9 protein-coding genes and 1 riboswitch are annotated in these 14,016 nt (G+C 28.6%); of the genes, 6 read left to right on the top strand and 3 right to left on the bottom strand.

Going from position 1 to position 14,016, the window contains the following annotated elements; translation table 11 throughout:
* Positions 1–4,068, top strand: coding sequence for a leucine-rich repeat protein (locus C0982_RS04160; RefSeq protein WP_101772958.1), 4,068 nt, complete (start codon positions 1–3; stop codon positions 4,066–4,068).
* A gap of 93 nt (positions 4,069–4,161) precedes the next feature.
* Here the strand turns inward: C0982_RS04160 and ispG are convergent, their stop codons facing one another.
* The 3 genes from ispG to C0982_RS04145 all read right to left on the bottom strand — a co-directional run bounded on the left by ispG (position 4,162) and on the right by C0982_RS04145 (position 7,599).
* The gene (gene ispG / locus C0982_RS04155; RefSeq protein WP_101772957.1) at positions 4,162–5,229 is read right to left on the bottom strand and encodes a flavodoxin-dependent (E)-4-hydroxy-3-methylbut-2-enyl-diphosphate synthase; all 1,068 of its coding nucleotides are present in this window, start codon (positions 5,227–5,229) and stop codon (positions 4,162–4,164) included.
* Positions 5,230–5,266: 37 nt separating this feature from the next.
* A complete protein-coding gene (rseP, locus tag C0982_RS04150; protein ID WP_101772956.1) occupies positions 5,267–6,277 on the bottom strand; it encodes an RIP metalloprotease RseP in 1,011 nt (336 codons plus the stop codon).
* Positions 6,278–6,408: 131 nt separating this feature from the next.
* Complete coding sequence (locus tag C0982_RS04145) at positions 6,409–7,599, bottom strand: 1-deoxy-D-xylulose-5-phosphate reductoisomerase (protein ID WP_242961506.1); 1,191 nt, start codon at positions 7,597–7,599, stop codon at positions 6,409–6,411.
* Positions 7,600–7,890: 291 nt separating this feature from the next.
* Here C0982_RS04145 and C0982_RS04140 point away from each other — a divergent pair, with 291 nt between their 5' ends.
* From C0982_RS04140 to C0982_RS04120, 5 genes are all read left to right on the top strand, one after another.
* Positions 7,891–8,316 carry a replication/maintenance protein RepL gene (locus C0982_RS04140; RefSeq protein WP_101772954.1) on the top strand — a complete coding sequence of 142 codons (426 nt, stop codon included), beginning with the start codon at positions 7,891–7,893 and terminating at the stop codon, positions 8,314–8,316.
* Positions 8,306–8,896 carry a hypothetical protein gene (locus C0982_RS04135; RefSeq protein ID WP_101772953.1) on the top strand — a complete coding sequence of 197 codons (591 nt, stop codon included), beginning with the start codon at positions 8,306–8,308 and terminating at the stop codon, positions 8,894–8,896. Before C0982_RS04140 ends, C0982_RS04135 begins: the two co-directional genes overlap by 11 nt.
* Positions 8,897–8,958: 62 nt before the next feature.
* A complete protein-coding gene (gene clpB, locus C0982_RS04130) occupies positions 8,959–11,544 on the top strand; it encodes an ATP-dependent chaperone ClpB (protein ID WP_101772952.1) in 2,586 nt (861 codons plus the stop codon).
* Between the two features lie 499 nt (positions 11,545–12,043).
* Positions 12,044–13,351: a branched-chain amino acid transport system II carrier protein gene (brnQ, locus tag C0982_RS04125; protein ID WP_101772951.1), complete on the top strand. Its 1,308-nt coding sequence runs from the start codon at positions 12,044–12,046 to the stop codon at positions 13,349–13,351.
* Positions 13,352–13,474: 123 nt separating this feature from the next.
* Positions 13,475–13,816, top strand: coding sequence for a hypothetical protein (locus C0982_RS04120; protein WP_101772950.1), 342 nt, complete (start codon positions 13,475–13,477; stop codon positions 13,814–13,816).
* 78 nt (positions 13,817–13,894) lie between these two features.
* A riboswitch (SAM riboswitch) is annotated at positions 13,895–13,993 on the top strand.
* Positions 13,994–14,016 lie beyond the last annotated feature (23 nt).

Genomic DNA, 14,016 nt, shown 5'->3' with positions numbered 1-14,016 from the left:
ATGTTTAAAAAAATTTTAACAACATTTTTATCATGTGCTATAGTAACAGCTATAATACCTCTGGAATCGATTGCAATAGTACAAGATAATATAAATGAACAATTGATTGAACAAGAAGTCAAGAGTATTGAATCAGAATTAGAGTTTGATAAGGAAAACGGAGCGATAACAAAATATATTGGGAACTCAAAAAAAGTTATAATACCAGATAAAATTGATAATGTAGAGGTGAAAAAAATTGGACCATCTGCGTTTTCAAAAAATTTAGAAGTTGAGGAAATACATTTAAATGAGGGGTTAGAGATTATTGGAAGACAGGCATTCTCAAGTGCAAAAAATTTAAAAAAAATAGAATTTAGCTCAACAGTAAAATCAATAGAAGAAGGTGCTTTTATATCAACATCTTTAGACGAAGTAATATTAAATGAAGGATTAGAAAGTATAGAAAGGTTGGCATTTTCAAATATTACTACATTGAAATCGATTCGCTTGCCGGATTCACTTAAAAAGATTGAAAACCAGGTTTTTATGAAAGATATTAATTTGAATTCAGAGATGTATTTTGGTAAAAATTTAGAAAAAGTAAATAATAGTTTATTTAAATCTGCAGGGGATATATCTGAATATAAAATTGCTTCTGATGGGGCTGATTTAGTTATTTATGATGAAGTTTTTACTAAAAATATAAACTATCTGAAACTGCCTCAAAATAGACTTTTAAAAATAGCATCTAGAGCTTTTCTAAATACAGATAAAGTAGTGTTAGATGCTGGTGAAATAAAAGTAGAAAATATAAATGAAATTGAAAATGAGTTAAAGAAAAAAGTGAAAGTTTATTCTGGTTTTATAGTTCCAATAAAAGACGACTATTTGAATAAAGAAGATTTATTTGTATCAACAGAAATAGAATGGAATTTAGAAAACCTTGATTTATCAAAAAAATCACTGGAAGTAGAAGGTAAATTTAAAAGTATTCCAGATTCTGAATATGAAAAATATAACCTTTTAGGTAGCAGAGAATCTACTGAAAAAAATTTAGATAGACACACAATAAAAGCGACACTTTTACTAAATAATGAAGCTCACGATAAATGGAATGAAGATGATTTTATCTATGATGAATTTTCATATGGAATTTCTTCTGGCGGAAAATACTTTGGAATAAAAGGATTTTCTGATAAAGGAATGAAAAAAATAAATAACAATAAAAATTTAGTAATTCCAGGTGAAGTTCAAATAGAGGAAGGTGGAGTAGTTAAAACTAAAAAAATAGAAGGAATAGGAAGATCTGCTTTTTCAGATAAGGGAATTGAAACAGTAGCGTTTCCTTCTGCTGAGGGCAGAAAAAAAGAATTCATAATCGATATGTCTGCATTTAATAATAATAAAATAGAAAAAATAAGTATACCTTCCTATGTAAAGGCGATAGACTCTTTTGCATTCAAAAAAAATAGAATAAAAAATATTTACATTCCAGGCTCTGTTTTAAAGATTGGAAATGAAGCTTTTTCTGAAAATGAAATAGATAATCTTGAAATATCTGATGACGTGGATTCGATACAGATTGATAACTATTGCTTTGCAAATAATAAGATAAAAGAAGTGCATCTACCTTATAGTATTTTCAAATTAAAAGAGTATGTATTTATAAATAATCCAGGTGTTGAAAAAATAGAAGGTAAGGATAATGTAGGACAGGTTAACTTATATACTAGAAACCCAAAACACCTTCACACTAGTTCGTATATATATCCTAGTGAATATCAGAAGTTTGTACTAATAGGTGGAGATGTAAATAGAGAAGAACTACATACAGCTATAAAAGAAGCGAATAATTTAGATAGTAGAGAATATAATAAAGAAAGTTGGGATAATTTCAATCTTGAATTAATTGAGATAAAAGAAATATTCAAAAATGAAAATTCATCGCAAGAAGATATTAATAGGGCTAAAATAAGACTTGCCAATTCAATAAATACTCTTGAAGGGATAGCCGTAAATAAAAAAGCTTTACGTGAGAAAATAAATGAGATTGAAAAACTAAATAAAGAATTATACACTGCTTCTTCATGGAAGATTTTAAATAAAGAAATATTGACTGCAAAAGAAATTATTGAAGATCAAAATGCTACTCAAGAAGATGTTAGTATGTCAGTTAAAGGAATTGAAAAAGCAATGAAAAATCTAGAAATTTCCGAAGAAATGAAGTATGATGCAGAAGATTTTTTATTTGAAGGAAGCATAATTTTAGGTTTTTCAGAAAAAGGTGAAAAAAAATCTAAAATAAATAAAGATTTAATATTGCCTGATAGAAATAAAAATGGAGATGAAATTACTGAAATTGGAGCAAAAGCATTCGAAGTTACTGAGGGTGTGATTATGGGAAATGATATAGTTGAGTCTCCTAATGGTCTGAAAAGTGTAAAAATACCAGAAAGTGTAACTAAAATAGGAGACAGTTCATTTAGATATAATTCTTTTGAAACAGTTATTCTACCAGAGAAACTAAAAGAAATTGGAGCGGTTGCCTTTAACGGAAATCAACTTATAGAAGTTTCAATTCCAGATTCAGTAACAGCGATGGGAGATGGTGTTTTTTCATTGAATAAATTGAAAAAAATTAAATTTTCAAAAGGTATGGATAAAATTCCTAATGGTATATGTTCTAGAAATATTTTTCTCGAACATATAGATATTCCTAATGGAATAAAAGTAGTTGGGGAATCAGCATTTGTAGGAGCACCTTTAAAAGAAATAAATATTCCTAAAACAGTTGTTGAAATACAAAAAAAAGCATTTTCAGCACATAGAGCTGAAGAATTAGTAATACCAGGAAATGTCAAAAAAATAGGTAAATTCGCTTTTGAAGAAAATGTAAAATTTAGATACACTACGAGTCTTATACTTGAAGAAGGAATAGAAATTATTGAAAATTCAGCGTTTAAGAGTTTATTACTTAAAGAAGTGAAAATACCTAAAACTTTGAAAGAGTTAGGGAAAGAAGCCTTCAAGAATAATTTAGATGAAAACAAGAATGAAATAGTTGTAAAGCTTATTACCAATAACGATAAACATCTTACTTTATTTGAAGAATCAAAGTATCATAAAATATTTTACGTAGAAGAAAGTATAGATACTACACTTCCTTCATATCCATCAAATCCTTCATATCCATTAGAGAAGGTTATAATGAATGAAAGGATAGCAGGTAAAGATAGATATGAAACAGCAGTAAAAGTTTCTAGTAAATACTTTAAACAGTCAGAAAATGTGATACTAGTTTCAAATGAAAAATTTTCTGATTCCATGGTATCTGCCAACATTTCAAAAAAATTAAACGCTCCAATTTTAATTACTAATAAAAATAGCATTCCAAAGTCAACTGTAGAGGAAATGAGAAGGCTCAAATCTAAGAAAGTTATAATGGTTGGGGGAGTAAATACAATTAGTGAAGATGTAGAAAAAATTATTAAAGAGAACAAATTAGATGTTGAAAGAATATCGGGTAGAGATAGATACGAAACAAGTATCAAAATAGCTCAAAAATATAATAATGATGCAAAAGATATTTATATTGTGAATGGTGAAAATATAGTTGACGGTTTATCTGTATCGAATTTATCAACTAAATTTGGAAGACCAATAATTTTAGCAAAAAACAGTGAGATATCGAAAGAAGTTATAGAGTATATATTTACAAATAAAATACAAAAAGCAGTAATTGCAGGAGGAGAAAATTCAGTAGGAAAAGAAGTAAAAGGATATTTATCAAAATATTGTACTGTAAATAGAATTGCAGGCAAAGACAGATACGAAACTTCATTGAAGGTTGCGATAGAAGCATATGAAAATCCATCTAAGATTTTTGTAGCTAATGGAGACAATATAATTGACTCGCTTGTAATTGGATCAGTAGTATCAAATGAATCAACACCTATGATCTTGGTAAATAGTAAAAATTATAATGATATAAAAACATGGATTGATAAATCCAAAATATCAAAAATTATTTTTATTGGTGGTGAAAATTCAATTTCAAAAGATCTAGAAAAAAAATTATTAAATTAATTTATAGATATAATTTTATATAATATATAAAAAAAGGATGAGCGATACTAATACAGGCTCATCCTTTTTCAAATGAAAGGAGAAATACAATGTCTATATTTCTTCTTTCATTATATTTATTTCACTTAACAAAGTATCAACTATTTCTTCTTGTGGGACTTTTTTATAAATTTCACCTTTTTTAAACAACAATCCCATTTTATCTCCACCTGCTATACCAATATCCGCTTCACGAGCTTCACCAGGACCGTTAACCGCGCATCCCATTATTGCTACAGTCATGTTAGAATCAATAGATTCAACTCTTTTCTCAACTTCTCCGGCTAATTTTATCAAATCTATATTGCATCTTCCACAAGTAGGGCAAGATATAATTTTTATTTTATCGTTAAGAAGACCAATACTTCGCAATATTTCCTTTGCAACGCCTATTTCCTCGATAGGATCTCCTGTTAAAGAAATTCTAATAGTATCGCCAATACCATCAACTAAAAGAGATCCCACACCAATAGAGGATTTTATAGTCCCTTTTTTTATTCCTCCAGATTCTGTTACTCCAAGATGAAGAGGATAGTCAACTTTTTGCGACATAAGTCTGTATGCCTCTACAGTCTTTATAATATCTGTATTTTTTAGAGAAATTACTATATCTTCAAAATCTAAGGATTCTAAAATTTTTATATGGTTAAGTGCTGATTCAACCATTGCCTCAGGAGTAGGAGATCCATATTTAGCAAGCAAGGATTTCTCTAAAGATCCTCCGTTTACACCTATTCTTATAGGTAAATTATTTTTTTTGCAGGCATCAACTACTGATTTAGTTCTTTCTAAATCACCAATATTACCAGGATTTATTCTAATTGCATCAATTCCTTGATTAACTGCTTCAAGAGCCAATCTATAATCAAAATGTATGTCAGCAATCAATGGTATTGAAATATTTCTTTTTATTTCAGATATTTGCTTTGCAGCTTCCATATCTGGCACTGCAATTCTTACAAGATCACAGCCTGAATGTTCAAGCCTATGTATTTGATCTATTGTAGACTTAGAATCTCTCGTGTCGGTGTTTGTCATTGATTGAACTGAAATTGGATTATCTCCTCCAATGAAAACTCCACCTACATTTACTACTTTAGTTTTTTTTCTATTATAACTCATAATTAAAACCTTTCAACATGTTTATATCTTATTATATCTAACCAATTATTCTTAGAATATCTTTATATGTTATGAATATCATAAAGCTAAGTAAAGCAATTAATCCAATTCCATTTATATATCCTTCAACCTTTGCAGGTAATTTTTTACCTCTTCTAAGAGCTTCAATCATTAAGATTAAAATTCGCCAACCATCTAAAGCTGGAATAGGTAATAAATTCATTAGACCAATATTTAGACTTATTATTGCAGTTAGATAGACAAGATTTAATATACCACTAGTTGCAGCGTTTGAAACAATTTGTACTACACCTACAGGTCCAGCCAAAGAGTTGACTATATTTCCAGATAATTGTCCAGTTACTAACTTCCAAATAAATTGCAACATTGATTTAGAAGTATTGTAAGTTGTTGAAAAAGCATAAGGAATAGCTTTTATTGGATTTTTTTCATTTTTTGGTGTAATACCTATTATATATTTTTCATTATTTTTCACAGGTTTAATCGATGTAGTTTCAACGCTAGAGTTTCTATTATATTTTACTTTTAGCTCTTTTCCGTTACTTGAAGAAATTGCAGAACTAAGTTCTTCGAAATTAGAAATAGATTTGTTGTCTACAGATATAATTTTATCTCCTTTTTTTAAACCTGCTTCATATGCTGGAGACGATTCAGCAACTTGTTCTAATATATTAGTAGTTGGAGTTCCTACGATCATGAAAAAGCCTGAAAGTAAAACAAAACACAAGACTATATTTGCAACAGGACCAGCAAATATAGAAGCTAATCTATCTTTTATTGGCTTTTTATCAAAAGAGTTCTCATCATCAGATTCTTCATCTTCACCTGCCATGGCTACATATCCTCCAATAGGAAGAGCCCTTAGGCTATAAAGAGTATTATTTTTTTCTTTTGAAAATATCTTAGGTCCCATACCTATGGAAAATTCATAAATTGTTACACCAGCTTTTTTTGCAAAGTAAAAATGACCCAATTCATGAATAAATATTATAAAACCAAAAATTAATATTGCTACTATTATATTCATTAATTCACCTTCTTATTTTAATATTATTCTTTTCTATAAAGTACATAATTTTACATTTATATCAGTTTATATGATACCCACATAATTATATAACTAGTTAATAATTGTAGTATATAAAGCTTTAAAAACACTTAAACTTTTTGTACATTTAAAACTGTATTGGAAATGAAGTCACGTGTCCATTTATCTATATCTAAAATTTCTTCTAGAGTAGGTTTTTTGATAAAACTATGTTCTTTTATAGCTAGTGAAATATACTTAGGAATATCATAAAATTTAATTTTCTCTTCTAAAAAATATTGAACTAATACCTCATTTGCAGCATTTAATACAGTGCAGTCGGTACCACCATGACTTAAAGCTTCATAGGCAAGTCTCAAACAAGGAAAAACTTCTAAATCAGGTTCCTGAAAAGAAAGATTACTTGCTTCAAATAAATTTAATCTATCGAAATTTGAACTTATTCTTTTTGGATAAGTAAGCGCATACTGTATAGGAACTCTCATATCTGGACACCCTAGTTGAGCCATAACTGTTGAATCTGAAAACTCAACCATAGAGTGAACTATGCTTTGAGGATGTACATGTACCACTATATCTTTTGGATCGACGTCAAAAAGCCATTTTGCTTCTATTACTTCTAGACCTTTATTCATAAGAGTTGAAGAATCTATAGAAATCTTGGCTCCCATAGTCCAGTTAGGATGCTTTAAAGCTTCGTTTTTAGTTACACATTCTAATTCTTCTTTTTTTCTACCCAAAAAAGGTCCGCCTGATGCCGTTAAAAGAATTTTTTCTATTTTATTATTATTTTCACCATTTAAGCATTGGAAAATAGCACTATGCTCACTGTCAACTGGAATAATATTAGAATTGTGTTTCTTAGCCTCAGACATTACTATTTCACCCGCAGTTACAAGAGTTTCTTTGTTAGCAAGAGCAATTGTAGTTGAGTTTTTAATAGCAGCAAGAGTTGGTAATAGGCCGACCATACCTACAACAGCTGTAACTAAAATATCTATATTTTTAGATTTAGATATTTCAACCAGTCCGTCTAGACCTTTTAATATTTCAATACCATTTAGTAGATTTTTGTATTCATTAACTTCTTTTAATTTAAGAAAATTATTAAAAGCAATTTCATCATATATAGCAACTTTCTTTGGATTGAATTCTTTAATTTGATCAATAAGTAATTCGATGTTTTTATTAGTACTTATTCCTTCAATTTTAAAAAGGTCTTTATTTAATCTTACTATATCTAGTGTTTGTGTACCTATAGAACCAGTAGATCCTAGTATAGATATGTTTTTTCTATTTATATTCAAAATAATCACTTCCATTCATTTTTATAATATTACCTATTAGATTATAGCATATATACAATTAAACTGCGTATAAAGAATATAGTTCAATTAAAAATATATAATACAAATAAAAAAATTTGAATTTTTTATAAAAATACTGAAATAGATTGAAAAAATTGAAATTGTTTGAGATATTTTTTATTTAAACGATAAATAAAAGTTTAGCAAAATGATAAACTTTATTTTACGAGCGATTGACATTGATAATTTATAGATGTATATTATGAAGAAAGGATGTGATTTAATATGCTGGAAATAAAAGAAAGTTTGAAAAAAATTGATCAGACTGAGTACACAGAAAGTAGAAATATAAAAGCTAGAAATACCAGAGATCGTTTTTTAAATATATCTCCAAAAAATTACATATCTATAATGAAGGGAACTAGTTCAAAAAAAGCACTAATTCCTATGATTTTAATAAATGAAATGGACAAAGATAATAAAATTTATATGACTTTAGATGAATTGTCAAAACTAATAGATTATCCAAAGACGAGTTTATCAGTAATATTTAGCGAATACAGAAAAAGGGATTTTATGCAAAAAATAAGAAATGGGGTTTATATGATAAATCCTTTAGTTTCTTACAAAGGATCAAAATATGAAAGAGATAAACTGATAAAAGAATATAATAAACTAAAAGAAGAGGGAAGGGATATGAATGAGTTTTAAATTTGATAGAGAAATAATGAAGTGGTTCGACTTATTTTTTGAAGATCAAAAAAATCTTTTTAATATGGAAAATTTTTTATGCTCTATGCAAGAGATAAATAATACTAAAAAAAATGGAAATCTGATAACTCTTGAAAAACAGGATTCAAACTATTGGAAATTGGAATTTTCTCTTCCAGAAAACTATGTAATAAAACTCCAAAAAAATGTACATCCTTTTTTTGGAGAATATATATATGAAGAAATATCGATTTACTGTGATGACAACATGTATGATTTTTTGAATTATTATCTGATGAAAGTACTAGATAATGTGGTTTTATATACTTATGATATAGAAAGTAAGACTCATTATATTAATTATAAAGACTCATTTTTGAGAAAATGTAAATATATGGAAAGTGGTAAAAAGAGGTTTTTAGATGAAGATTTATACATAGTTGCAAATTCTGATAGAAACTTTGATTTTGTTAATTTTTCGGGAACTTTCAAACTTAATCTATGTTTTGATCCAAATAAAGGAGAAAATTTACTAGACAGCATTTTAAATATAAGAAAATCTATAATAATAAGCGAATAAAAAAATACAAAAGGGAAAATAATATTTAAGTATGTTAAACATAATATGAAAGGATGATGATTATGAACGTAGAAAAAATGACATTAAGAGTACAAAATGCTTTAAATGATTCTTTTGCAGAAGCTGTAAAAAATAATAACCAGCAAGTTGACTCAATCCATCTTGTATATTCATTAATAAATCAAGAAGATGGATTGATTCCAAATATATTAGAAAAAATGAATATTAGTATAGACTCGTTAAAAAATTCTTTGGAAAATGAGATGAAAAAATTACCTCAAGTTACAGGATCAGGGGCAAGTTCTCAAGGAGTAACTGCTACAAGAAAAATTAATGAAATACTAGTGAAAGCTGAAAAAATATCTGAGGATTTTAAAGATTCTTATGTGAGTGTAGAACATTTAATGTTAGCAATTTTTGAAGTAGAAAAGAATTCAAATATTTCAAAGATATTTAAACAATACAATTTAAATGAAAATAATTTTTTAGAGGTGCTTCACAGCATAAGAGGCAATCAAAGGGTAGACACACAGGACCCTGAAGGTACATATGATGCTTTAGCAAAGTATGGTGTAAACTTAGTTAAATTAGTTCAGGATAATAAGATAGATCCTGTAATTGGTAGAGATGAAGAAATAAGAAGAACGATAAGAATTCTGTCTAGAAGAACAAAGAATAACCCAATTTTAATAGGTGAGCCAGGCGTTGGTAAAACAGCTATTGTTGAAGGATTGGCACAGCGTATAGTAAAGGGTGATGTTCCAGAAGGACTAAAAGACAAAATAGTATATTCTCTAGACATGGGAGCCTTGATAGCAGGAGCAAAATTTAGAGGTGAATTTGAAGAAAGGCTAAAAGCGGTACTAAAAGAAGTATCTAGTTCAGAAGGAAAAATAATATTATTTATCGACGAAATACATACTATAGTTGGAGCAGGAAAAACTGAAGGTTCAATGGATGCAGGTAATTTAATAAAACCAATGCTTGCCAGAGGTGAATTAAATTGTATAGGTGCTACAACTTTTGATGAATATAGAAAATATATAGAAAAAGATAAAGCACTAGAAAGAAGATTTCAACCTATAATAGTAGATGAACCAACAGTAGATGACACAATATCTATTCTTAGAGGGCTAAAAGAGAGATTTGAAATACATCATGGAGTAAGAATACACGACAATGCAATTGTTGCTGCTGCAAAACTATCTGACAGATATATACAAGATAGATTTTTACCAGACAAGGCCATTGACTTAATTGATGAAGCAGGAGCTATGATTAGGAGTGAAATAGATTCATTGCCAACAGAGCTAGATACTGTGAGAAGAAAGTTATTTACTCTTGAAACAGAAAGAGAAGCTCTATTAAACGAAAAAGACGATAAGTCAAAAATTAGATTGGAAGAAACTGAAAAAGAAATTTCTGAGTTAAAAGAAGAAAATGATAATTTGACTGCAAGATACGAAACTGAAAAAAGTAAAATAATGGACTTGAAATTGCTTAAAGAAAAACTTGACGATGCAAAATCAAGAGCAGAAAAATATGAAAGAGAATATGATTTTAATAAAGCTGCAGAAGTGAAGTTTGGAGAAATTCCGTCATTAGAAGAACAGATAAAAGTTTACGAAGAAAAAATGGAAACTGATTCAACAACGCTTTTAAAAGAAGAAGTTACAGAAGATGAAATATCAGAAATTATTTCAAAATGGACAGGTATTCCGGTTACTAGATTAGTTGAGTCGGAAAAAGAAAGGTTACTAAACTTAGAAGATCATTTACATGAAAGAGTAATAGGTCAAGATGAAGCAGTAACGGCTGTTTCAAATTCTATAATAAGATCTAGAGCAGGGTTAAGTGATCAGAGAAGACCTATTGGATCATTTATTTTCTTAGGACCAACTGGTGTTGGAAAGACAGAACTAGCAAAGACATTGGCTAGGGAATTGTTTGATAGCGAAGATAGTATTATCAGGATTGATATGTCAGAATATATGGAAAAACACAGTGTATCAAGACTGGTAGGACCACCTCCTGGTTATGTTGGATACGAAGAAGGCGGTCAATTAACAGAAGCTGTAAGGAGAAAGCCATACTCTGTAATTTTATTTGATGAAATAGAAAAAGCACATGATGACGTATTTAATATGTTTTTACAAATTCTTGATGAAGGAAGGTTAACTGATAATAAGGGTAAGACTGTAGACTTTAAAAACACGTTAATTATAATGACTTCAAATATTGGAAGTGAATTACTACTAAATTCTGGAGGAGTAATAACAGACGAAGTAAATGAAAGAGTAATGGACGTTATGAGACATAGATTTAAACCAGAGTTTTTAAACAGAGTAGACGATATTATAATGTTTAAACCACTTCAGAAAGAAGAAATTAAAAATATTATAGAAATTTTTATGCAGGAATTAAGGGATAGATTGAATGAAAAGGGAATAGGCTTAAATTTAACAGATGAAGCAAAAGATACTATTTCTGAAACTGCATATGATCCTGTTTACGGAGCGAGACCATTAAAAAGATATATAAACAATACATTAGAAACGCAAATTGCCAAAATGATAATTTCAGGTAATATAAATGAAGGCGATACAGTGAATATATTATCAGAAGATGGTAAAATAACAATAAAATAATAAAATGTTTTATAGTATAAATAGTTAAACAGAGAATGCTACAGATATCACTTATATAAATTATATTATTTAAAGGTGATATATGTAGTATTCTTTTTTTATTTAATTAAAAACATATATTAAATAAAAAAAATGATAAAATTACTGAAAAGGCGTAAAATACAACATTCCTTAACAAATAATTATTAATTTAACAAAAAAATACTAATATTTTTAAAAATAAAATTTACAAGCTAAAAAAAGAAAAATATTTTCAAAAAAAATGAATAATTTTGTATACAATGCTACTTAAAAATAATATATATTTTATTGACTTATTTAAATTAATGTGTAATTATAAAATAGTCAATTAAATGAATTAAATTATGAAAAAAATAAGCAGAAACTTATTGTTATAAAAAAATCGAAAATAAAGAATTGTTTGACAATAAGGGTTACAAATTGTATACTAATGATGAAAGAAATCATATTGTAAAAAATAAATAAAGGAGGGGTTTACATGAGTATTAAATTTAAAGACATACTTGTGGTAGGTTTCGCACTATTTGCCATGTTCTTTGGTGCTGGTAACCTTATTTTTCCACCTTACCTAGGAGTTCTCGCAGGGACTCAATGGTTTAGTGGATTCTTTGCATTCTTATTTGCCGATGGTGGTCTAGCTTTATTGGGGGTTATAGCTATGACTAAAGTCGAGGGCGATATGCCGAAGTTATTTACGCGTGCTGGTAAAAATATAGGAGTAGTAATTGGAACTATAATGGTACTATGTATTGGTCCTTTTGTAGCTATTCCTAGAACATCTGCAACTACATATGAAATTGGTATACTTCCTACAATTGGGGACGGATTTAGTCCTATCATATTCTCAATCATATTCTTTGCAATAGTACTATTTTTATCAATTAAACCATCAAAAGTTGTAGATATAGTTGGAGCTGTTCTTACTCCAGCATTGTTGATTTGTCTTGCAGTACTTATAATTAAGGGATCTGTTTCACCTCTTGGGGAAGTAATGGATAGAACTCTAATTGATAACGTTTTTGTAAGAGGTATATCAGATGGATATCAGACAATGGATGCTATGGCAGCCTGTATATTTGCGGGTATTATAATTACATCTATACAGCAAAAAGGTTATTCAGATAAAAAAGCAATGACAAAAGCTACTATAATGTCAGGGTTAGTTGCTTTTGTAGGATTGGCATTGGTATATGGTGGACTAGCATACTTAGGAGCTACTGTATCAGGTACATATGATGCGTCAGTAAATAGAACTGATCTTATAGTAGATATTACAAGTGGTATTTTAGGAGGACCTGGTAAGGTTATACTTGCAGTAATTGTTGGACTTGCATGTCTTACAACAGCGATAGGCCTAGTGTCTTCTTGTTCAAGTTACTTCAATGAATTGTCAAAAGGTAAATTAAAGTATGAAATAAATGTAGCTATTGTTTGTGTGTTCTCTGCATTTGTATCTAACTTCGGGGTTGAACAAATTATAGCAATAGCTGGTCCGTTACTAGGAATGGTATATCCAGCAGTTGTAGTTTATATTATACTTGGTTTATTTAATAATAAAATTAGCAACAATAATATATTTAGAATATCTATTTGGGTAGCTCTAATATTAGGTATATTATTTTCTCTATCTGGTGTACCAGGACTTACTAATATTGAAGCTCTTCAAAACTTAACTAACTCTATGAATTCTTGGCCAGGCGGTCAGTTTGGATTCTTCTGGATTGTTCCAGTAATAATAGCTGGTATAATTGGTAAATTTATACCTAATAAAGCAAAGGCAATATAATTAAAAATGATAAGTTTATAGTTTAAAAAGATGGGTCATTCGGCTCATCTTTTTTTGTACACCACTAAATGAGTGGTATGTGGTATAATATAGATTATATTAATATATATTATGGAGGATGAGATGTCTACTAAGAAGAAAAAGGAAAAACCATATTACAATAAAAATTTTGACAAGAAAGTTGATAAAAAAGAAAAAGATCTTACAAAAAATACTACTTTCATGCTAGGGATAGGATTCTTATTATTTATATATTCTAATTATATTAAAATGCCGATATATTCTAGAGTTTTAGCAATATTTGGATTATCTGTTATGATGTATGGAATAGTAGTTTCTATAAAGATGAAAATAGAAAAAAATAAGGATGAGGGCACAAAACCAACCCTTGATTATGCAATGGGAGGTTTAGTTGCATGTGTAATAATTTATAATTTAATTTTATTAGTAATGCAATTGGTATAAGAAACATAATTATCAAAATTGTTATTTAATATTGACAAAGATAGAAAAACGTTTTATTATAGTATAATAATATAATATCTCTTATCGAGAGCGGTGGAGGGACTGGCCCAGTGAAACCCGGCAACCTGTAAGTAATCAAGGTGCTAAATCCAGCAGCTAATAGCTGAAAGATGAGTAAAATTTCCTGTGCCTAGGTATTT

It is taken from the genome of Peptostreptococcus faecalis (genome assembly GCF_900240845.1).
Taxonomy (GTDB): domain Bacteria; phylum Bacillota; class Clostridia; order Peptostreptococcales; family Peptostreptococcaceae; genus Peptostreptococcus; species Peptostreptococcus faecalis.
The sequence above is the reverse complement of the archived record's forward strand: the minus strand, read 5'-3'. Positions and strand labels throughout refer to the sequence as shown.

Bases quoted from the DNA above. Each gene is read 5' to 3' on its own strand.
- C0982_RS04120 (WP_101772950.1), top strand. From the start codon at position 13,475: ATGTCTACTAAGAAGAAAAAGGAAAAACCATATTACAATAAAAATTTT.
- C0982_RS04140 (WP_101772954.1), top strand. From the start codon at position 7,891: ATGCTGGAAATAAAAGAAAGTTTGAAAAAAATTGATCAGACTGAGTAC.
- rseP (WP_101772956.1), bottom strand. From the start codon at position 6,277: ATGAATATAATAGTAGCAATATTAATTTTTGGTTTTATAATATTTATT.
- clpB (WP_101772952.1), top strand. From the start codon at position 8,959: ATGAACGTAGAAAAAATGACATTAAGAGTACAAAATGCTTTAAATGAT.
- ispG (WP_101772957.1), bottom strand. From the start codon at position 5,229: ATGAGTTATAATAGAAAAAAAACTAAAGTAGTAAATGTAGGTGGAGTT.
- C0982_RS04160 (WP_101772958.1), top strand. From the start codon at position 1: ATGTTTAAAAAAATTTTAACAACATTTTTATCATGTGCTATAGTAACA.
- brnQ (WP_101772951.1), top strand. From the start codon at position 12,044: ATGAGTATTAAATTTAAAGACATACTTGTGGTAGGTTTCGCACTATTT.
- C0982_RS04135 (WP_101772953.1), top strand. From the start codon at position 8,306: ATGAGTTTTAAATTTGATAGAGAAATAATGAAGTGGTTCGACTTATTT.